General features: G+C 32.1%; 22 protein-coding genes. 9 read left to right on the top strand and 13 right to left on the bottom strand.

Annotated features, from left to right (window positions below):
* Position 1: 1 nt before the first annotated feature.
* Positions 2–673, bottom strand: a complete 672-nt coding sequence (locus OIU83_RS06040; RefSeq protein WP_264205375.1) for a response regulator transcription factor — start codon at positions 671–673, stop codon at positions 2–4.
* A gap of 424 nt (positions 674–1,097) precedes the next feature.
* Here OIU83_RS06040 and OIU83_RS06035 point away from each other — a divergent pair, with 424 nt between their 5' ends.
* Together OIU83_RS06035 and OIU83_RS06030 are read left to right on the top strand one after the other, a co-directional pair.
* On the top strand, positions 1,098–1,934 hold the full coding sequence (locus tag OIU83_RS06035) for a sulfite exporter TauE/SafE family protein (RefSeq protein WP_264205374.1): 837 nt from the start codon (positions 1,098–1,100) through the stop codon (positions 1,932–1,934).
* Positions 1,935–1,938: 4 nt separating this feature from the next.
* On the top strand, positions 1,939–2,328 hold the full coding sequence (locus OIU83_RS06030) for a DUF1634 domain-containing protein (protein WP_264205373.1): 390 nt from the start codon (positions 1,939–1,941) through the stop codon (positions 2,326–2,328).
* A 16-nt stretch (positions 2,329–2,344) separates the two neighbouring features.
* Here the strand turns inward: OIU83_RS06030 and OIU83_RS06025 are convergent, their stop codons facing one another.
* From OIU83_RS06025 to OIU83_RS05985, 9 genes are all read right to left on the bottom strand, one after another.
* The gene (locus tag OIU83_RS06025) at positions 2,345–2,875 is read right to left on the bottom strand and encodes a hypothetical protein (RefSeq protein ID WP_264205372.1); all 531 of its coding nucleotides are present in this window, start codon (positions 2,873–2,875) and stop codon (positions 2,345–2,347) included.
* A 134-nt stretch (positions 2,876–3,009) separates the two neighbouring features.
* Positions 3,010–3,705, bottom strand: a complete 696-nt coding sequence (locus OIU83_RS06020; protein ID WP_264205371.1) for a DUF4328 domain-containing protein — start codon at positions 3,703–3,705, stop codon at positions 3,010–3,012.
* A gap of 124 nt (positions 3,706–3,829) precedes the next feature.
* Positions 3,830–4,906: a serine hydrolase domain-containing protein gene (locus tag OIU83_RS06015; RefSeq protein WP_264205370.1), complete on the bottom strand. Its 1,077-nt coding sequence runs from the start codon at positions 4,904–4,906 to the stop codon at positions 3,830–3,832.
* A 49-nt stretch (positions 4,907–4,955) separates the two neighbouring features.
* Complete coding sequence (locus OIU83_RS06010) at positions 4,956–5,348, bottom strand: VOC family protein (protein ID WP_264205369.1); 393 nt, start codon at positions 5,346–5,348, stop codon at positions 4,956–4,958.
* A gap of 164 nt (positions 5,349–5,512) precedes the next feature.
* Positions 5,513–6,532 carry a TQO small subunit DoxD gene (locus OIU83_RS06005; protein ID WP_264205368.1) on the bottom strand — a complete coding sequence of 340 codons (1,020 nt, stop codon included), beginning with the start codon at positions 6,530–6,532 and terminating at the stop codon, positions 5,513–5,515.
* A gap of 56 nt (positions 6,533–6,588) precedes the next feature.
* Entirely contained in the window at positions 6,589–6,969 is a 381-nt protein-coding gene (locus OIU83_RS06000; protein WP_264205367.1) for a hypothetical protein, read from the bottom strand.
* Between the two features lie 172 nt (positions 6,970–7,141).
* The gene (locus tag OIU83_RS05995; RefSeq protein ID WP_264205366.1) at positions 7,142–7,552 is read right to left on the bottom strand and encodes a hypothetical protein; all 411 of its coding nucleotides are present in this window, start codon (positions 7,550–7,552) and stop codon (positions 7,142–7,144) included.
* 52 nt (positions 7,553–7,604) lie between these two features.
* Positions 7,605–8,060 (bottom strand): hypothetical protein, encoded by a 456-nt coding sequence (locus OIU83_RS05990; RefSeq protein WP_264205365.1) that lies wholly within the window; start codon positions 8,058–8,060, stop codon positions 7,605–7,607.
* Between the two features lie 30 nt (positions 8,061–8,090).
* A complete protein-coding gene (locus tag OIU83_RS05985; RefSeq protein WP_264205364.1) occupies positions 8,091–8,639 on the bottom strand; it encodes a DUF2199 domain-containing protein in 549 nt (182 codons plus the stop codon).
* A gap of 322 nt (positions 8,640–8,961) precedes the next feature.
* Between OIU83_RS05985 and OIU83_RS05980 the strand changes: the two genes are divergently transcribed.
* The 5 genes from OIU83_RS05980 to OIU83_RS05960 all read left to right on the top strand — a co-directional run bounded on the left by OIU83_RS05980 (position 8,962) and on the right by OIU83_RS05960 (position 16,033).
* Complete coding sequence (locus OIU83_RS05980) at positions 8,962–9,978, top strand: YncE family protein (RefSeq protein ID WP_264205363.1); 1,017 nt, start codon at positions 8,962–8,964, stop codon at positions 9,976–9,978.
* A gap of 32 nt (positions 9,979–10,010) precedes the next feature.
* Positions 10,011–11,246 carry a TolC family protein gene (locus OIU83_RS05975; RefSeq protein ID WP_264205362.1) on the top strand — a complete coding sequence of 412 codons (1,236 nt, stop codon included), beginning with the start codon at positions 10,011–10,013 and terminating at the stop codon, positions 11,244–11,246.
* On the top strand, positions 11,215–12,165 hold the full coding sequence (locus tag OIU83_RS05970) for an efflux RND transporter periplasmic adaptor subunit (RefSeq protein ID WP_264205361.1): 951 nt from the start codon (positions 11,215–11,217) through the stop codon (positions 12,163–12,165). The genes OIU83_RS05975 and OIU83_RS05970 overlap by 32 nt, the downstream gene beginning before the upstream one ends.
* A 5-nt stretch (positions 12,166–12,170) precedes the next feature.
* Positions 12,171–15,218, top strand: a complete 3,048-nt coding sequence (locus OIU83_RS05965) for an efflux RND transporter permease subunit (RefSeq protein WP_264205360.1) — start codon at positions 12,171–12,173, stop codon at positions 15,216–15,218.
* Between the two features lie 71 nt (positions 15,219–15,289).
* Positions 15,290–16,033: a phosphatase PAP2 family protein gene (locus OIU83_RS05960; protein WP_264205359.1), complete on the top strand. Its 744-nt coding sequence runs from the start codon at positions 15,290–15,292 to the stop codon at positions 16,031–16,033.
* 399 nt (positions 16,034–16,432) lie between these two features.
* Here the strand turns inward: OIU83_RS05960 and OIU83_RS05955 are convergent, their stop codons facing one another.
* The 3 genes from OIU83_RS05955 to OIU83_RS05945 form a co-directional block, all read right to left on the bottom strand.
* Positions 16,433–17,227 carry a helix-turn-helix transcriptional regulator gene (locus OIU83_RS05955; RefSeq protein WP_264205358.1) on the bottom strand — a complete coding sequence of 265 codons (795 nt, stop codon included), beginning with the start codon at positions 17,225–17,227 and terminating at the stop codon, positions 16,433–16,435.
* A gap of 194 nt (positions 17,228–17,421) precedes the next feature.
* Positions 17,422–18,033, bottom strand: coding sequence for an FMN-dependent NADH-azoreductase (locus tag OIU83_RS05950; protein ID WP_264205357.1), 612 nt, complete (start codon positions 18,031–18,033; stop codon positions 17,422–17,424).
* A gap of 41 nt (positions 18,034–18,074) precedes the next feature.
* A complete protein-coding gene (locus tag OIU83_RS05945; RefSeq protein ID WP_264205356.1) occupies positions 18,075–18,455 on the bottom strand; it encodes a DoxX family protein in 381 nt (126 codons plus the stop codon).
* 149 nt (positions 18,456–18,604) lie between these two features.
* Between OIU83_RS05945 and OIU83_RS05940 the strand changes: the two genes are divergently transcribed.
* Both OIU83_RS05940 and OIU83_RS05935 read left to right on the top strand, forming a co-directional pair.
* Positions 18,605–18,976 carry a winged helix-turn-helix transcriptional regulator gene (locus OIU83_RS05940; protein WP_264205355.1) on the top strand — a complete coding sequence of 124 codons (372 nt, stop codon included), beginning with the start codon at positions 18,605–18,607 and terminating at the stop codon, positions 18,974–18,976.
* A gap of 164 nt (positions 18,977–19,140) precedes the next feature.
* Complete coding sequence (locus tag OIU83_RS05935; protein WP_264205354.1) at positions 19,141–19,743, top strand: TetR/AcrR family transcriptional regulator; 603 nt, start codon at positions 19,141–19,143, stop codon at positions 19,741–19,743.
* The last annotated feature ends 12 nt before the right edge of the window (positions 19,744–19,755 follow it).

Genomic DNA, 19,755 nt, shown 5'->3' with positions numbered 1-19,755 from the left:
ACTATTCTTTAATCATATATCCGGTTCCTTTTATGGTATGGATAAATTTATGGTTTTGCTCGATTTTGTTTCTTAAATAAGAAATATATACATCGACAACATTGGTATTATTATCATAGTTAATTCCCCAAACAGCATTTAATATTTGTGTTCTGGACATTACTTTATTTCTGTTTTCCAATAAAAATAAAAGTAACTTATATTCTCTTGGAGACAAATCAATAGGTATATTATTCTCGGTAACCTTATGTTCTTCGGGATTTATGGTTAAGCTTCCGCATGTATATAAAGTTTCGACTTTATCATAATTAAATTTAGTTCTCCTTGTAAGTGCATTAACTCTCGAAATTAATTCCTGAAAATGAAAAGGCTTAACGAGATAATCATCGGCACCAGAATCTAGTGCGTTTACTTTATCGTCGGTATTACTAAGTGCGCTAAGCATTAATATTGGGGTATGATTTTTTTTAAAACGCATTAATTTGGTCAGCTGAATACCATCAATCCCTGGGAGCATTATATCCATTAAGATAATATCCCAAGTATTGTCCTGAATTAATTCTCTGGCAATCTCACCGGTTTCGGCAAGATGTACCGTGAAATTGTTTTCTTCCAAACCCTTTACTATAAATTCGCTTATGCGTTTATCATCCTCAATGAGTAAAACATTCATATAATAGTTGTTTCTTGTATTTATTTTAATTGCAAAGATTGTGTAAGATGGGACGCGGATGGCGCGGATTTACTACCGTAAAGACGCAGATAAAAACTGATTTTCACAAATTACCGTAAGGGAAAAAATCCGTTTTTATCTGTGTTTCCGCTTTAGCGAATCTGTTTAATCCGCGTTCCATTTTTATACAATGTTTATTTTGTCGTAATGTACAATTAGGAGTAATTCTATATAGCTAAAGTTGAAATTACTCACTAAATCATTTTAAAAAATGATTATCAAAAATAGTACTTAATTGCGTGAATCTACAATTAAATTGTAAGGTTGTAGAGGCTATTCTCTTTTTTTAATATTTTGTTATGAAATAGAATTCTCAAATAATAAATATCAATTCGTAAATTAGCGCCGATATAAACACAATCGAATGACAGTACTTACATTTACACTGATTATGATTTTTGGTGCTTTTTTAGCAGGTTTCATAGGTTCATTATCAGGTTTAGGCGGCGGAATAATTATAATACCATTATTAACAGTTGTTTTAGGAGTCGATATACATTACGCAATTGGTGCGGCTCTGGTATCGGTAATTGCAACTTCATCGGGTTCGGCGGCAGCTTATGTAAAAGAAGGAATTACGAATATGCGTTTAGGGATCTTTCTCGAGATTGCAACTACTATTGGAGCTGTTTGTGGAGCACTACTTTCTACAATTGCACCAACTTCTTTTATCGCAATTTTATTTGGACTTACATTAATTTTCTCGGCAATTAATTCATTAAGAAAGAAGGAAGAACACATTGTTTTAGAATCAAGTCCATTGGCAAAGAAACTACATCTGGATGGAACATATCCTTCACATGATGGAGAGGTTATTAGCTACGGAACTAAAAACGTTGTAGGTGGATTTAGCATGATGGGGATAGCAGGAATGATGTCGGGATTACTTGGGATTGGCTCAGGTGCTTTTAAGGTAATTGCAATGGATAATATCATGAGAATTCCATTTAAGGTTTCTACCACAACAAGTAATTTTATGATGGGAGTTACTGCAATGGCGAGTTCTGTAATTTATATACAAAAAGGATATATCGAACCAGGAATATGTATGCCAGTAGTTATTGGTGTATTATTTGGAGCTATGGCTGGAGCCAAAGTATTAGTAAAAACAAATCCTAAAAAGCTTCGTATCTTTTTTGCCTGTCTGATTTTTGTACTTGCAATAAATATGATTTATAACGGAATTAATGGAAAAATCTAAGATTATGACACACGAAAAATTTGGAGAAAAAGATTTTCAAACCATTATAGGTAATTTATTGCGTTACGGAGTATGGGTTTCATTATCGGTAGCTTTTATTGGCGGAATCGTCTACTTAATGCATCATGGAAATGATATCGAAGACTACTCGGTATTTAAAGAAAATGATAGAAATATATTCGAAGTAATCTCAGCAGTTTATAACGGAGTTATCCAAGGAAATGGAGAATCGTTAATATTTTTTGGAGTGATATTGTTGTTTCTTACACCAGTATTACGTGTATTACTTTCGCTATTTTCTTTTCTATTAGAGAAAGATTATTTGTATGTAGGTATTACATTAATTGTAATTTTTATAATACTTGTGAGCGTTTCTTTAGGGTTTTCTCATTGATGGTTGGCTGATATGACTAATTGATTTTACTGATTTTAGTCATAGTTACACCACCATAGGAATAACTTCCAATTGGTAGGCGATCTAGGAAATTCCGAAATTCTTGCTTTAAGTTTATTTTGTTATTAACTATAGATAAAAGCTCGCGTACTTGTAAAACTTCGTTTGGGATAGCTTTGTCTTTATAATAAAAGTCTCTTTCAACTTCCCAATAGGAATATTCATGGAAGGCATTATTTGTTATTGAAGTAAAGGAAGTTGTAGTTCCATCAAACCCTTTAAGACAATTTGGAGTATTTTCACAATCAAGGATAGTTTCAAATTGTTTAGCTTTAAGTTCGTCCATTAAGGTTTGAACGGTTTTATCAGGAACTTTAATTTTTATACTTATTAATTCGAAATTGTTTTTCCTATCTACTTTTGATACAGAATTTATTAAATACCCTTTGAATTCAGCCTTTTTGAATTCTAAAAGTTCAAGAGTTATTTGTTCTCCTAAATTTATTCTGTAAATCCTTTGATGTATAAGGTTATCAAATCTTGTCATTCCTTTTTTTATTTCATCAACTGTTTGTGCTCATGATAAGCTCGTAACAAATAAAAACAAAACTGGAATAATTTTTATTGATCTCATGTTCCTAAAAAGAGTGTAATTTAGATTTAATAAAATGATTGCGAATCCTATTCAATTAAAATATCTGTTGTATTAAGGTGTTTTTCAGCTCCTTCAACATTGATTAACATGGGCTCTACGCGAGAGTAATCTTTTATGATTTTTATAGCAATTAAGGCAAGTGGTATTCCAATAATATTTAAAGCTATGCTCGAAATCGTACTGGTATTCAATTGATCTATAGTTACGGCTTTCATAGAATATCTAAATACAAATTGCCCAAGAATACTGCTGATTATCCAAAGTGCCCACCATAAAGGCAAAGAAGCTGTTGAAAGACTACTAGTTGTTGTTATCTTATTCCTATCCAAAAAGAATTTTGTTTTTTTATACAATTCTTCCATAATCTGATATGGTCTATAAAGATTTATAAAAGGTAAAAACCAACTTCCTGCCGCCCATCCTTCCGTATGAGATAAGGGACCAGTTATTATATGAAGATTATAGTAAGCACGTCTAAACCATTGAATGAAAGTTATACCTGAAACTATATACGTAATCAAATAAATTATACCTATAATTTGTTCTCTACTATCGTTTGCATTTGCTGCATCTGTTGAAATAGTACCTCCAGCCATCGCATTTTGAATTAAATTGTATTGTAAAACACCCGAAATTAAACTTATAATCTCTAGAGCAAGCATAATCCATATTAGTGTAATTGCAATTTTCCCTCTTTGTTCATTAGGTCTTAATTCTTCCATTATTTTTATGTTTTGGTTTATTTGGTTTTTAACGGAGCGAATATATTCTATTTTTATAATACAATTACTATTTAAATTCTAGATTACGATATTATTTTAAAAGAAAATGGGTAAATAAGTAATCTTATTTACCATACCTTTTATTCAATTCTTCAAAAAGAATATTCAATCCTTTATCTGCGTTTTCCGATTGTACATTGGCAAATAATATAAAGGCTTTGTTTGTGTCTTTACAAATATATATGTCAGTCAAAAACGTTCCGGGAGTACCTTTGTGAAACGAATATTTTAATCCGTTATTTTTATCAATAAATGATTCCCAACCAAATGCAAATTCGGGTAATCCATAATGCATATAATTGAATTCGTCGGCACTTAATACATTAGATTTTCCTAGAAGTCCTTTTAGTTGTAATTGAATAAACTTAGCATAATCAGGTAGACTTACGTTGATATTTCCTGCAGATGATAACCAATTTAATTTGTAATTATCGGCAGATTCTTCGGGGTGTAATTCCTCATTATGTCCCCAAGTTTGGTTTTTATCTTTATAATTAGGTTGCCCAAATTCAAACTTTATATCTAGCGATTTACCAAGTTCGGCAACAAGGGTTTTATAATCTTTTCCAGTTACTTTTTCGAGCATTAATCCAGCTGCAACATAACTCGGATTAGACCAATATACTTCTTGCTTTTCTTCGACAGGTTTTTGTTGCAAAATCCAGGAAACAAATTCATATCGTTGTTTTTGCTCATTCCCTTTTATTTCTTCTTTTGTAGGCGTTTCATTTCCGTAAGACCAACCAATAATATTAGCACGAAATGTAATAAAATCTTGTAGCGTTAAATCATAATATGCAGGATTACTTTTGGTTTTTAATTCGGGATATAAATCAAAGAACTTAGTGTCCCATTTTATTTTTCCTTGTTTAACCAATGTCGTTGCAATATAACTACTAACGGTTTTTGTATTAGAACCAATTCTGAATTTATCAGTAAGTTCTGCTTTTAAATCCGAATTTATTTTTTTGCTTCCAAGCGCTTTAACTTCTATGATTTTTTCAGATGAAATTATAGCATAATTTAATTCAGGGATCTTATAAACTTCACGGATACTGTCGGCAAATTTTTCGATTGTTTGTCCGTATGAAAAATTAGAAATAAGAAGAATTAAAAAGCTGTAGAAGAATGTTTTTTTCATTATTAGTTTTTGGAAATTGGATTATAAAAAGAGTAATAGAACAGAAAAATTACCCCATTGGTGTGCAAATCTCAATTAAAAAACCATCAATATCTCTAACATAAGCAACAGTTTGTCCCCAAGGTTTTTGTTTTGCTTCTTGCAAAATGATCGCTCCGGCTTCTTTTGCTTTTGCAAGAACTTCATCTACATTTTCGGTTATAAAGCCCAATTCGAGAGCAAAAGGTTTATTGGTTAAATCACTTTCGATAAAACCGTCTTTTAAATTAGAACTAGCTAATTCTTTTGATGCAAATGAAATTGTAGTTTCTCCTGTACTAAGTTCTCCATAATCATTATCTGGAGTCACGAATTTTCTTGTAAAGCCAAATGCATTTTCATAAAACGAAATTGATTTAGTCACATCGTTGACATATAATATTGTGTAGCCGAATTTTACCATTTTTGAGTTTGTTTAATGTTTTATTAAAATCGTTATTTCTGAGATTTCAGTCAATGCTTTTAAAATTCAAAAGTTCGACGAAATAGAAGCAAAGCATTTTGTATTGAACGAAAATACAAATAAAAACAAGCTTCTATCTCGCCAAACCTAAAATTATTTACATATTAATTTGTCACTTTAGTCGTCCATTCTGTTCCGCTAATATCAGTAAGTGTTAACGTATAATTGGTGTTTTTTTGCAATTGATAATTCGTTAAATCAATATTCAGAATTGCTTTTGCGCCAAGCGGAATTATCAAACTGTGTTTGCCCGGTTTTACTTTCGCTACATATTTGTTGTCAATATCAGTTTTTGGGAATTTAGCTAAATCTTCGCCTTTTAAATCCAAAACGATATTTCCTTGCTCATTCTTTAGCTGAATTCCAATTAAAAACGATCCGTAAACATCGACACCTTCTGTGCGATATACTTGAAATTGTAAGGCATTATTTTTTATAGTTGCATCACTAATTTCAACTTTTGGTTTTACCGATTTGTTATGCAATTTACCAAATACGCCACCATGAAAATATTGGTTGGTAAATAAAGTAAGGAATAATATCAGTACGGAACCAATTAGGACGATTGGTTTGATATTGGGAATAGGAAGATTCCCAGAACCAAGCCATGAGAACCACTTTGTTTTTGTGAAAGAATAATTTTTGTTCATGAAATAATTGTCCAGAGAATAAGAACCACTTCCACTTAAAAAGACGGTAAATCCACAAGCAATTCCTAACACTCCAATTTGCCATTCATCCAGACAAGTGGTACCAATCCAACCGGAACCTAATAAAATCCCCATAGCTAAACTAAATACTCCGATACTCATTAATCGGGTAAAGAATCCTAACATAATGAGTAAACCTACAATGGCTTCGATAATTGTAAAGCTTACCATAGACCACCAAAGTGCATCGGGATGTGTAACCAAATATTCGATTATAGGCTTTATACCTAATGCGTTCGGAAGGAAATGATTGAATTTTTCGCCAATATACCCTGCTTCTTCAGGAATTAATTTATTTTCGAGAACAAGCCTGCGCCAGAAAGCCGAAAAGTAGGTCCAACCAATAACAAGCCTAATAGTAAGCGAAAAAAGACCAGCCATATTATATGACTGATTCGAATGAATATTTTTCATAAATGAATATTTTAATTTTTTAAAACGATACTAAATAAAATGCGTGACAGTTCTAATTATGCCAAATCGAATTTTAATCGTTTATATAAAATATACAACGGAGGTTTGTTTACCGCCGTTACATTTACATAAATATGTTTTCTATGTAATGGAGTTGTTAGGGAAATTTGATTTTGAGAAATAGAAACGGGTAAAACAGGAATTTGTTTCTTAAGTTTCTCAACGCTACTTTCAGATTGATTAAAGCTTGATTCTTGTACTTCGCAATAAGAAACTCCTGTTTGGGTAGTTTGGTTCTTATTAAGCGTCTGAAAGTACTCTATATCAAAAACAGAAAACAAAGAACTTTTTACCGAACACGGAGCAAGTGCAAATACTACAGCAAGTAGTATTACGACAAGGCGTATGTTTTTTCGGTAGGCTCTTTTATTTTTCATATTTTTCAAAGATATGCTTTTGTTTTGCTTTAGCGTGGAGAGTATGGAAATATTTAGATGTTAATGAGAGTTAGAAAGAAAGGTAAGGAAAAGATATTCTATCTAAATTATTTAATGTGTTAAACCTAACAAGTTTTTAAAACTTGTTAGGTTTGTATTGAAATAAGATTTTCTATAATTGGGTTTCATGAAAAAGTAAATATCCATTTTTTAAATCTACAAAATAAATTGAACTTATGTCATTTGGAGATGAAAAAGCAGTGAAACCTATTTTTGGTTTAAACCAAGAAGGTGCATTATCTGGTAAGTCAATTTCTGAGGTGTGAACTTTTAGATTATTTATTTTGATGAATTCCTCTATCCATTCCTGAGTTGCATATAGTTCCATGTACATTTTATATTCTAATGTAAAATGTGCAGATTGCCAATATTGCCCTTTAAGAATCTTCACATCGTTTTCGGGTTCGCGTCCTGACCATAATTTATATACTTCCTTTGGGTCATCGGAATTCTTTTCTATACAAGAAGTAAACAGAAAGGAGAATAGAATAATTACAATACAAAATGAATGGCTTGTTTTCATGGAGCTAGTTTAGATATCGTTGTTTTATTGAATCACCTTAAAATTATTTTGATTAATTAAATGATTTACAATTTGTGAATGTGTTTTTGAGTTCTAATTCTTTTCTAAACTCTGTAGGTAATATTAATTTTGTTTCACAAAAATCTTTAACCTCATACAATTCCGTCTCAGGATTTAATATAATAGCTTTTGAGGAAGAATAATCAGAATTATAAAACCATACATTAGCTTGTTCATCTACGTATAAGCACCAATAATGGTAAGGACTAAAGGTTTGATTTAATTCTTGTTGAAATAATATTTTATTATAAATATCTGTTATTGCAAATATAACAGACCTATCTTTAAATTGCTTTAATATTATTTTTTTAGTTTTAAGATCTCGTTGAAAAACAGAATATATTCCTGGTTTATTAATGAATCCGGATTTAATCTGTTGTCTTTTTAGCTCGGATTCATTGCATGATACAAAGAGTAGGAATATTAGAAACAAGAGGGTTCTTTTCATTTTTATTCAATTCAGATTTATCTCAGTTTATTATAAATTATGCGATGCTCTCAATATATTCTCAACCATCTCTTTGGCCTTTTCAAATGTTATTCCGTTTTCTTGGTCGATGGTTAGCGGATGATTTTCTTCGATACATTTAATCTCAGGAATAAATCCGAGTTCTTGCTCTATTGCAATTGTTTTTAAACTTAATGTTTCTCCGTAATTAGGAACCATGGTTTGTAACCAACCGAAATAAGGTTCTTGTTTGGTTCGGTTTTCATCTTCCCATAAATTTATTCTGGTTTCAAAATTCTCAGGGCTTATAGATGTCCAGATATCAAATGCAAAATCTTCATAATGGTCGATAATCGGAATCGTTAATCTGCCACGATGAAAAAAGTATGTATCATCGATAACACATAAACTTTCTTCGAGTTGAATTCTTTCTTCTCTTTCTTCTGGTGGAATTGAGAAATAATATTCGGGATAATCGGAACCAAAACAAAGTGGAAGATCATTGTAAACGATATCACAACAATCACATTTATAGGCTGTTTTATTTGTTTCTGGATTTAAAAAAGGAATTAATTTCAATTTATGCGTAGTTAGATTTTATTATTGATTGGACTTGGACTCATGCCTGGCGAAGGTATTAATTAAAAGGGAAATGGACAAAACTCCCTTGATGCAACTTTTTAGCCCTAAGGCGGTATTTCAACCTTAAATAAATTCAACGGTAACTTTTTTAGTTTTATTTCAAAAGAAAAACGTGGTGTTTGTTAAAAATACAGAATTTATTCAGAATTGGATACGAAATTTGTAGTACATTTAAGTAATGTTAAGATAATCTGGTAGTTATGCAGCGTATCTGAATTGATTAAATGGTTCTTTTTTATTCATCTAATTTATTTTAAAAATGAAAAACACCTTTCTTCTATTAATTCTGGCATTTAGTATTTCTAAAGTATGTGCTCAAAAATTCGAATTATCAAAAACAATTTCCGTTGCTGGCGATGGAGGTTGGGATTATCTTGCTGTTGATGAGGTTGCACAACATTTGTTTGTTTCTCATGGTAGTGTTGTAAATGTTATCGATTTAAAATCGGATAAAACAATTGCTACAATTCCAGATACCAAAGGTGTTCACGGAATTGCAATTGCCAATGATTTAAACAAAGCTTTTATTACCGATGGTAAAGATAATGCAGTTACGATAGTTAACCTTACTACATTCGAACTTATCGAAAAAATAAAAATTGAAGGCGTTAAACCCGATGCTATTTTATACGACCAATTCTCTAATAAAGTTTTTGTTTATAATGCCAAAAGTAATGATGCTACAGTTCTTGATGCTGTCACAAATAAAATAATTAAGACCATTCCGCTAGACGGAAATCCTGAATTTTCGGTTACCAATAATAAGGGTTTGGTTTATGTAAATATAGAAGATAAAAGTAAGATCCAAGTTGTCGATACCAAAACTCTTAAAGTTGTAAATACATGGGGTATTGCTCCCGGCGAAGAACCTACTGGTCTTGCATTGGATATTGCCAATAATAGATTATTCTCCGTTTGTGCCAATAAATTATTAATTGTTACTGATGCCATTACTGGAAAAATAATTAAAAAACTTCCTATAGGAGATGGTTCTGATGGTGTTGCTTTTGATGCTAAAAAGAAACTTATTTTCAGCTCCAATGGAGAAGGAACTCTTACTGTTATTAAAGAAGATAGTAAAGATGCTTTTTCGGTCTTAGAAACTGTTACAACCCAAAAGGGAGCCAGAACAATTGCCTTGAATAAAACTACAGGACAGTTGTATATGACTACAGCCGATTATGGAAAAACTCCCGATGCTACAAAAGAAAATCCAAACCCTCGTCCAGCAATAATACCAGATTCTTTTAGAGTTTTGGTAGTGAAACAAATATAAAAAGAGCTATTTTTTTCTGAAATATCAAGCAAATGAAATTCAAGATTTTTTTTATACTTTTTTTGTTTTGTGTGAAATCCTTTTCGCAAGAAAAAGACCTGCACTATTTTATTGAAAAAGCACAAAAGAATTCGCCATTGCTTAATGATTATCAAAACCAGATAAAGTCTGCCACAATTGATAGTTTAGTAAACAGGGCAACTTATAAACCACAATTATCAGGAAATCTTAATGCCAGTTATTCCCCAATTATTAATGGATATGGATACGATACCGCTTTGACCAATGGTCAGGCTGTTTCGGCACTTGTAGGGTTTAACCAAAAAATAATAGGAAAGAACAGGATTAGTTCACAAGGGGAATCATTCCGGTTAATAAAAGATGCTTTGGTGTTGAATAGAAAGATTGCCATTAAGGATTTGAACAAAGCAATTACAGCACAGTATATCACTGCATCTGGAACTGCTGTACAAATTAAGTATTATGAAAAACTAACATCACTTTTAAAAGAGGAAGAGGTTATCTTAAAAAAACTAACGCAGCATTCGATTTACAAACAAACTGATTATTTGATTTTTAATGCCACAGTAAAGCAACAAGAATTAACTGCTTTACAGCTAAAACAGCAATACCAGAATGACTTGGCTTTGCTCAATTATCTTTCGGGAGAAACAGATACGAACTTGGTGAATCTTAAATTTCCGGATATAACAATTCATCCATTGGAAAATAAAGGAGACATTTTCTTTCAGCAATTTAAAACAGACAGTTTAAAAGTTCAGAATGCAAATACATTGATTGATAATAATTATAAACCATCATTATCCTTGCTTGGAGATGCGGGTTATAACTCGAGTTTTGCTTATCAGGCATATAAAAATTTTGGTGTAGGTGTTGGTTTGGGATTAACGATTCCGATTTATGATGGTAACCAAAGGAATTTGCAACATCAAAAAAATGAAGCAGCTCTGGAAACTATCGAAGGATATAAAACCAATTTTGAAAGACAATATACACAACAGCTTTTTATGTTGAACCAAAAGCTTAATCAGACTATTGAAACTGCTAATGCGTTACATTCCCAACTTTTGGTTGCCGAAGCTTTGATAGAAGCCAATAAGAAATTATTACTTACAGGAGATGCTCAAATAACAGAGTATATCATTGCATTGAGTAATCTTATTTCTATTCAGGATGGAATAGCGCAGAATAATGTAAGCAAGTTGCAAGTTATCAATGAAATTAATTACTGGAAATCTAATGAATAGAAATATGCGAAACTATTTTATATCTCTCGTATTGCTCTCGGTTGTTTTTGTTTCTTGTAACAAAAAAGTCGAAGTCGAAAAGGTTGCCGAAACAAGTGTTCCAGTAACGATAACTCGTATTGATACAACTGCTTTAGAAAGCTTTATAGACTTGAATGCAACGGCTACTTATTTGATAAAAAACACCATAAAATCGAATGCAACGGGATATATTGAGCTTGTAAATGTTGTATCTAATGATTATGTAAAAAACGGACAGGTTTTATTTTCGCTTAAAACCCGTGAAGCAAAAGTTCTTGGAAATACTATAAATAAAATAGACCCAAGTTTGAATTTTGGAAAAGCAATAATTCTAAGAGCCACTTCGGATGGATTTGTAAATGCTGTAAATGTCCAAAAAGGGGATTATGTTCAGGATGGAGATCCTTTGGCGATAATTAATGATACAAAGAGTTTTTCTATTGTATTGAGCCTTCCGTATGAACTTAAAAAATATGTTACGATCAATAAGGTACTAAATGCTTTTTTGCCCGACGGGACAATTATCCCAACCAGAGTAGACAAATTTATGCCAACGGTAGATCCTACTTCTCAAACACAAAACGTGATCTTGAAATGTGTAAATCAACAGAATATTCCAGAGAATCTCATTGTGAAAATAAGAATCGATAAGGCGGTTGATAATAAAACGATAAGCTTGCCCAAATCGGCAGTTTTAAGTGATGAAACCGAGACAGATTTTTGGATTATGAAAATGATAAATAATACTACTGCTGTAAAAGTTTCGATAAAAAAAGGAATCGAAACAGCTAATAAAATTGAAATTTTATCGCCAAAACTGGAACCTGACGATAAGATTTTATTAACGGGTAATTACGGTGTTGCGGATACGATAAAGGTAAAAATCTTAAATAAATAATTATCATGCTACCTTTTTTTGCCAGACATAAAAACGGACTTAGTACTATAATCTTCCTGATTATTCTGGGAGGGATATTTTCATATTCTAAAATTCAAACAGGGTTATTTCCAGAGATTACATTTCCGAAAATAAAAATCATTGCAGATGCTGGGCAACAACCGGTAGATAAAATGATGATTACGGTTACAAAGCCACTAGAAAATGCTGTAAAAAAAGTTCAGGATTTAAAAACCGTAAGAAGCACAACCAGTAGAGGAAGCTGTGAGATATCGGCTTTTATGAATGGTAATGCCGATATCGATTTGAGTAAAACGAGAATCGAAGCACAGATTAATCAAATAAGAAATGATCTTCCACCAGATTTACAAGTTACTGTCGAAAAAATGAATCCTTCGATACTTCCTGTAATCGGTTATGCCATAGAAAGCAAGGATCGTTCACCTGTAGATTTAAAAAAAATAGCCAATTATACCATTAAACCTTTTCTTTCTCAAATAGAAGGAATAAGTGAAGTAAGGATTGTGGGAGGAAAGGAAAAGGAATATTGGCTATCTCTTGATTTTGATAAAATGAGCGCTTATGGCATTACGCCAGCCATGGTAACGCAGGTAATGAGCGAAACCAATTTTATAAAATCCAACGGTTATTTGTCCGATTATCACTATTTGTATCTTACGATTACCGATGCGCAGTTGGATAAAAAAGACGAACTCGAAAATCTTGTTATTCGTAATAATAGTAAAGGAATTGTAACGCTCAAAGATATTTGTACGGTCGAGATAAGAGAAGCCAAAGAGTATATAAAAGTGAATGCCAATGGTAAAGAGAGTATTCTTGTAGCTGTAATAAAACAGCCAGATGCGAACCTTATCACGGTTTCGGATGCGATGAGCGTGAAGCTAACGGAATTAAAAAAGATTCTGCCAAAGGATGTTATCATTAAACCGTTTTATGAGCAAGCTACTTTTGTTAATGATGCCGTTAAGAGTGTAACCGATAGTTTGCTAATAGGGTTATTTCTCGCAATTATAGTTGCTATTCTATTCTTGAAATCGGCAAAAGCAAGTGCCACTATTTTAATTACAATTCCGGTAACGCTTGGGCTTACTTTAATTGTACTGCACATAACAGGGCAAACATTTAATATAATGACGCTTGGTGCTATTGCAGCTGCTTTGGGATTAATTATAGACGATGCTATTGTGGTTGTAGAGCAAATACACCGTACACACGAAGAACATCCCGGAGAACCTACAATTACGTTATTGCAAAAGGCTGTAAATTATTTATTCCCTGCAATGTTGGGTTCATCGATTAGTACGATTGTAATTTTCTTTCCATTTGTATTAATGAGTGGGGTAGCAGGATCTTATTTTAAAGTATTAACCGATACTATGATTATAACCCTTGTATGTTCCTTTCTTGTTACGTGGTTATTATTGCCGGTTATTTATTTATTGCTTTCCAAAAAAGAATCTGTAGGTATAGAATCTACCGAATCCACTCATGAAGTTAAAACGCAAAACTGGGTTTCTTTTTTTATTGCCAAACCAATTATAAGTATTGTCTTTTGTCTAATACTTATTTTATCTGGTGTATTAATTCTGCCCAATCTGGAAACCGGCTTTTTGCCCGAAATGGATGAAGGAAGTATAGTTATGGATTACCAATCTCCTCCGGGAACATCACTGGAAGAAACAGATAGAATGCTTACAGAAGTAGAAAAAATAATAATAAGGAACCCCAATGTTGAGGCTTACAGCCGTCGTACAGGAACGCAAATGGGATTTTTTATTACAGAACCCAATAATGGCGATTATCTAATACAGTTAAAAAAAGATAGAAATAAAACCAGTAATGAAGTCATAGACGAAATAAGAGCAAAAGTTGAGAGTACACAACCAGCGTTGCGCATTGATTTTGGGCAAGTAATAGGAGATATGCTGGGAGATTTAATGAGTTCTGTTTCCCCTATCGAAGTTAAAATATTTGGTAATAGTCAAAAAGATTTACAAAGAATCGCACACCAAGTGGCAACTATTGTGGAAAGAACAAAAGGTACTGCCGATGTTTTTGACGGGAAAATTCTCGCTGGTCCAAGCATTAACATTGTACCTAATTATTCTAAGCTGGCTCAATTTGGGATTACGCCTGCCGATTTACAATTCCAGATGCAAACCGGATTAGAAGGAAATGTTATAGGAAGCCTCTTGGAAAACGAACAAGTAACACCAATACGATTGATTTATAAAAACTCCGAGAGAAGAAGTCTTGATGAAATTAAGAAAACACAATTGTTTTTGCCAAACGGTCAGTTTGTTCCTATTACAAATCTAGTAACAATTACTGCCGAGAAAGGCAGCTCGGAGATAGAAAGAGAAAACCTCCAGATGATGAGTGTCGTTACCGGAAGGCTCGACAATAAAGATTTAGGAACAGTAATGAAAGAGATTCAAAGTACAGTAACCAATGAAGTTAAACTTCCGCAAGGGTATTACATAGAATATGGTGGTGCTTATAAAGACCAACAACAATCATTTAAAGAATTATTACTGATATTAATCACATCTTCATTTCTGGTTTTTGGGGTTATTTTATTTCTTTTCAGAGATTTTAGAGCTTCACTGGTTATACTATTAATTTCGGTTTTGGGTATTACAGGGAGTTATTTATTGCTCTTCTTATCACATGTTCCATTAAATGTGGGAAGTTATACAGGAATAATAATGATTGTGGGAATCATTAGTGAAAACGCCATTTTTACTTTTTTACAATTCAAGGAAACCTATAAGATTACAAAAGATATTAATAACTCCCTTGTTTATTCTATCTCTACCAGATTGCGTCCAAAATTAATGACAGCCATCGGCGCTATTATTGCTTTATTGCCATTGGCAATAGGAGTAGGCACAGGCTCAGAGTTGCATCAACCTCTTGCGATTGCTGTTATTGGTGGCTTTATTGTAGCCCTGCCTTTACTTCTTGTTGTATTGCCTACTTTATTGGCATTGATCTATAAAAACCCGAAACATCTTAAACACTTATCATGATAAAAAATTACGCGTTTTACTACTCGTGTATTATTAATTTCTAAATCTTTAAAAAAATGCTAAAAATCATTATGTTTTCACTATTCAGTGTTGTTGCCACGAATGCACAGAATACGGTGAAAGATTCCATTACAGTTAAAAACGATACTGTAAAGAATATAAAATTTAATTACAAGCAACTTATTATTCCAGGCGTTTTAATAGGTTATGGGCTTATAGGTCTTGAAAGTGATTATTTAAAAGGTTTTAATTCTCAAATTCATACTGAAGTAAAAGAGGATATTGATAAGAAAATAACAATTGATGACTTTTCGCAATATGCTCCGGCAGTTTCTGTTTATGCCTTGAACGCATTTGGTGTTGAGGGAAAAAATAATTTAAAAGATCGAACTATTATATTAGGAACATCTTACGTAATTATGACAGCTACAGTATTAGCCTTAAAATCTATTACGAAGGTCGAAAGACCCGATGGAAGTTCCAATAATTCATTTCCTTCGGGACATACAGCAACTGCTTTTGCAGGGGCAGAGTTCTTGTATCAGGAATATAAAGATAAATCGATATGGTACGGTATTGCAGGTTATGCTGTGGCAACCGGAACCGGAATTTTTAGAATGGTAAATGATAGACACTGGCTTACAGATGTTGCAGCAGGAGCGGGAATTGGTATCTTGAGTACAAAAATTGCTTATTGGGTAAGTCCTTATGTAACGAAGAAAATTTTTGGCGAAAGAGAAAAAAGAGTTACTTCGATGATTACTCCTTTTTATAATGGTAAGCAAATGGGATTTGGGTTTGCAATGGGATTTTAGAACGTTTCGTCTAAGAGTATAACTCCGTAAGGTATTTTAAAAGCCATATAAGTTATTTAAGGAAATATAAGTTATTTAAGGAAATATAAGTTTTGAAAACATATCACTTAAAGGAACTTACATCATTTATATGGTTATTTTTTGTCTAACTACACATGTCCTTAAAATAATAATGCAAAAATAGCGTGGCACTATTTTTGCATTTTTTTTAACTAAATTGAGGGTTTTTTGTTTGAGGATAAATTTACTTTCTTTTTTAAATCAGATTTAAGATTACTCTAAATAAGATTGTAATTATTGATACAAGCATACTGATTGTGATTTATGAAAGATGAGAATTATCTAACAAAAATATCTAGTTAGATTTACCTAAAATTGTAAAAATGTAACCTTTGATAATTAAATATACAACCAATTGATATTTCCTTCTTCATGCGTGGTAATCTTAGCAAAGAAAGCTTTGGGAGTAAACCCTGTTATTGATTTAAAATCTTTTATAAGATGAGACTGATCAAAAAAGTCAAGTTGATAAGTTATATCTGAAAAATTAGTCTTAGTACGTACATTTATTTGCTGATGCATAGCCTGGCGAAACCGAATGATTTTTCGAAGATCAGAAGGTGTTTTTCCTATGTGTATTTCAAAATGTTTACACAATGTTTTTCGACTTATTTTATATTTATCTGCAAGATCTTTAATCGTATAATTACCATCGGTATGCTGCATATCGGTAATTATTGAATTTAAAAACGGATGACTAAATCCTTTAAATTTACTGATGAGGTAGCTTTCTAATTTTTTTATTTTTTCTTCTGCCAAAGCCGTATTCATGATTTCCCACATTGTAGTAGTAAAATCGGGAAAAGGATTAAAGTAAGAGAATGATTTACCGTTGTAATAGTTTAGGTTTTTTTCGAGAAAAGCATTTAATCCCAATGGCTTAAAACTAATGGTTATTTCGTGGATGTAGCCAGGAATATTAATTTCAATAGGTTTTGTGTAACCGCATATTAATGTAGCCAGTAGCGGATTATTGATGTTTTTATCAACGGTTAACTTATTTTTTTCGAATATAAATTCAGGATATTGATTAATAGAAACAATAGAATTTACATAAGGAAAAGTATAATAACGAATGTTTTCTGAGTCTGGGGATTTGTGGAGTACATAAAAATAATCAATGTATTTTTTCAACAATTTACTTTGGGGAATGAAAAGTTTCAGATCCATAAATGCAATGAACTAATGATTATTTATAACTCGATTTAACTTTCAAATATAATCAAAATCTATTATAAGTTTTCTTAAAGAAAGATAAAAGAGAAAATGAAATCGAAAAGCCATTATTACAATGACTTTTCGATTTACATAAATATGTATTTACTTAATTAAAAAGCAAATTCGGCTACAGCATTTTGAGCTTTTGGGAAAGCAGTTTCGGTAATTTCGGGCATCTTAATACCTTCTACTCGAAAAGTTGTAATATCAGTGAGACCTATAAAACCTAATATAGACCTTAAATAACTATCGGCAAAATCATAAATTTTCATTGGACCTTCGGAGTAAATTGCGCCCGATGCAAGTGCCAGATATACTTGCTTGTTGACTACTAATCCTTCTGGGTAACCATTGGCATAAGTAAAAGTCACCCCAGGCCTTGCGATATGATCTACCCATGATTTTAATGTAGAGGGAACGCTAAAGTTGTATATCGGTACACCAATTATAATAATATCAGCTTCCATTAATTCCTTAACGGCTTCGTCCGAATTTTTTACTGCTTCATGAAGAGTATCAGTTCTTGTTTCTTTGGGAGTATTAAAAGACGTATAATGTGCTTTTTCCAGATGAGGTAGGGGATTTTGAGTTAAATCACGTGTGTGTATCGTACTATCTGGATATACAGCTGTTAACTTGTCTATTATCGCATTAGACAATTTTATAGTAAATGAATTTTCGCCATTAATACTTGTAACGATGTTTAGAATTTTTTTGCTCATGGTATTTTTTAGATTTTTAATTGTTTAGAGTAAAGACTATTTTATTTAGAGTAAAGAGTAAGTCTATGACCAGAATAGAAATAAGAAAGTGCAAGAATCCCCAGGAATACTAATGGCATTACTGTATGTTGTATTGCATCGCCCACAGATAAATGTGCAATAGTTGCCGAAATAAAAACAATAATAAATCCTGCATAAGCCCATTCTTTGATTTTACTATTTATAAAAGGAAGAATTAAGATTACTGCACCCAAAACTTTTGCAATAGCAAGTTCAATCCTAAAGTAATCAGGAAAACCAAGGTGTTGTGCAAAAACTGTTTTCATTTCAGGATTTGTTATATAACTATATGCGCTAAAAAGCATCATTAAAGAGATAATTCCAGTACTGATCCAATAGATAATTTTGTTCTTTTTACTCATAATTTTAATATTGTTGTTTAAATGATTTTAGGAAATTCGAATTCCCTTTTATTTTGTTTTGTTCACACCACAAACTTAATTACATTTGCTATCTATTTTATAGTACTATCCTCTGGGATAGCGCTATCCAAAAGGATAGTAAAGGGAAAATGATGGAGATACAAGAAAAAGCAATAGCAATAATACATAGTCCTGAAGAATGTAAGGGAGCATTACTCCCTGTAAGAGATGCATTGGAAGTATTAAGCGGAAGATGGAAATTACAAATATTGATCTCTTTATCAAGCGGTCCAATGCGTTTTAAACAAATCTCTAAAGCTGTAATAGGTATTACCGACAAGATGTTATCTAAAGAATTAAAAGACCTTGAGATTAATAAACTTGTTGTAAGAACCGTTTATGACACTTTCCCACCCACAGTAGAATATACAGCAACCGAACATAGTAAATCGCTTCAAGGAGTTATCGAAGCCCTGAAAGATTGGGGTATGTTACATCGCAAAGAGATTATCGGGAAGTAGTTATTCCTGTTACTTTATTACAATACTTATAGCATTTTAAATCAGACATTTTATAGTATTGTTTTTTGATTTTAGGATAGGTTTGTTTTGTTTTTAATCAAATGATTAAATCTTTTGTTTAAAACGAAATATATTTTTTATCTTTATGTAACATTCATGAAATCATGGTATTAAAGAATAAAGACGCAAGCACCGAGGAGAAAATAAAAGAAGCAGCTCGAACAGTATTTACCCAAAAAGGATACTCGGCTACGCGCACCCGTGATATTGCCGAAGAAGCAGGAATTAATCTGGCATTGCTAAACTACTATTTTAGAAGTAAAGAGAAACTTTTCGAATTGGTAATGGCCGAAAAAGTAAGTGAATTATTTGGCGTGATTGCGCCAATAGTAAACAGCAAAAAAACTTCTCTGGACGAAAAAGTAACTTTAATAGTCGACGCTTATATTACCATGTTGAGCCAAAATCCAGGGTTGCCTTTATTTGTATTAAGCGAGATAAGAAATAATCCGGAACATTTTGGAAACAGAATCCAAGCAGGGAAATTGCTTACTGAATCTTTTTTTGTAAAACAACTTATAGAAAAAAGACCAGATATACACCCATTACATTTTATAGTAAATATTCTGTCGATGTCGATTTTTCCATTTATTACCAAACCCGTTTTGGAGTCGGCAGGAGTTATGAATTCAGACCAATTGAATGAATTTACAGAAGAACGAAAAATATTGATTGTAAAGTGGTTTAAAGTTATGATCGAAGCATAGTCTTTTTGGATT

Origin of the sequence: Flavobacterium shii, from assembly GCF_025847235.1 — a bacterium.
Taxonomy (GTDB): Bacteria; Bacteroidota; Bacteroidia; order Flavobacteriales; family Flavobacteriaceae; genus Flavobacterium; species Flavobacterium shii.
Note: the sequence above shows the minus strand (reverse complement) of the source record. Positions and strands in the feature narration are given on the sequence as shown.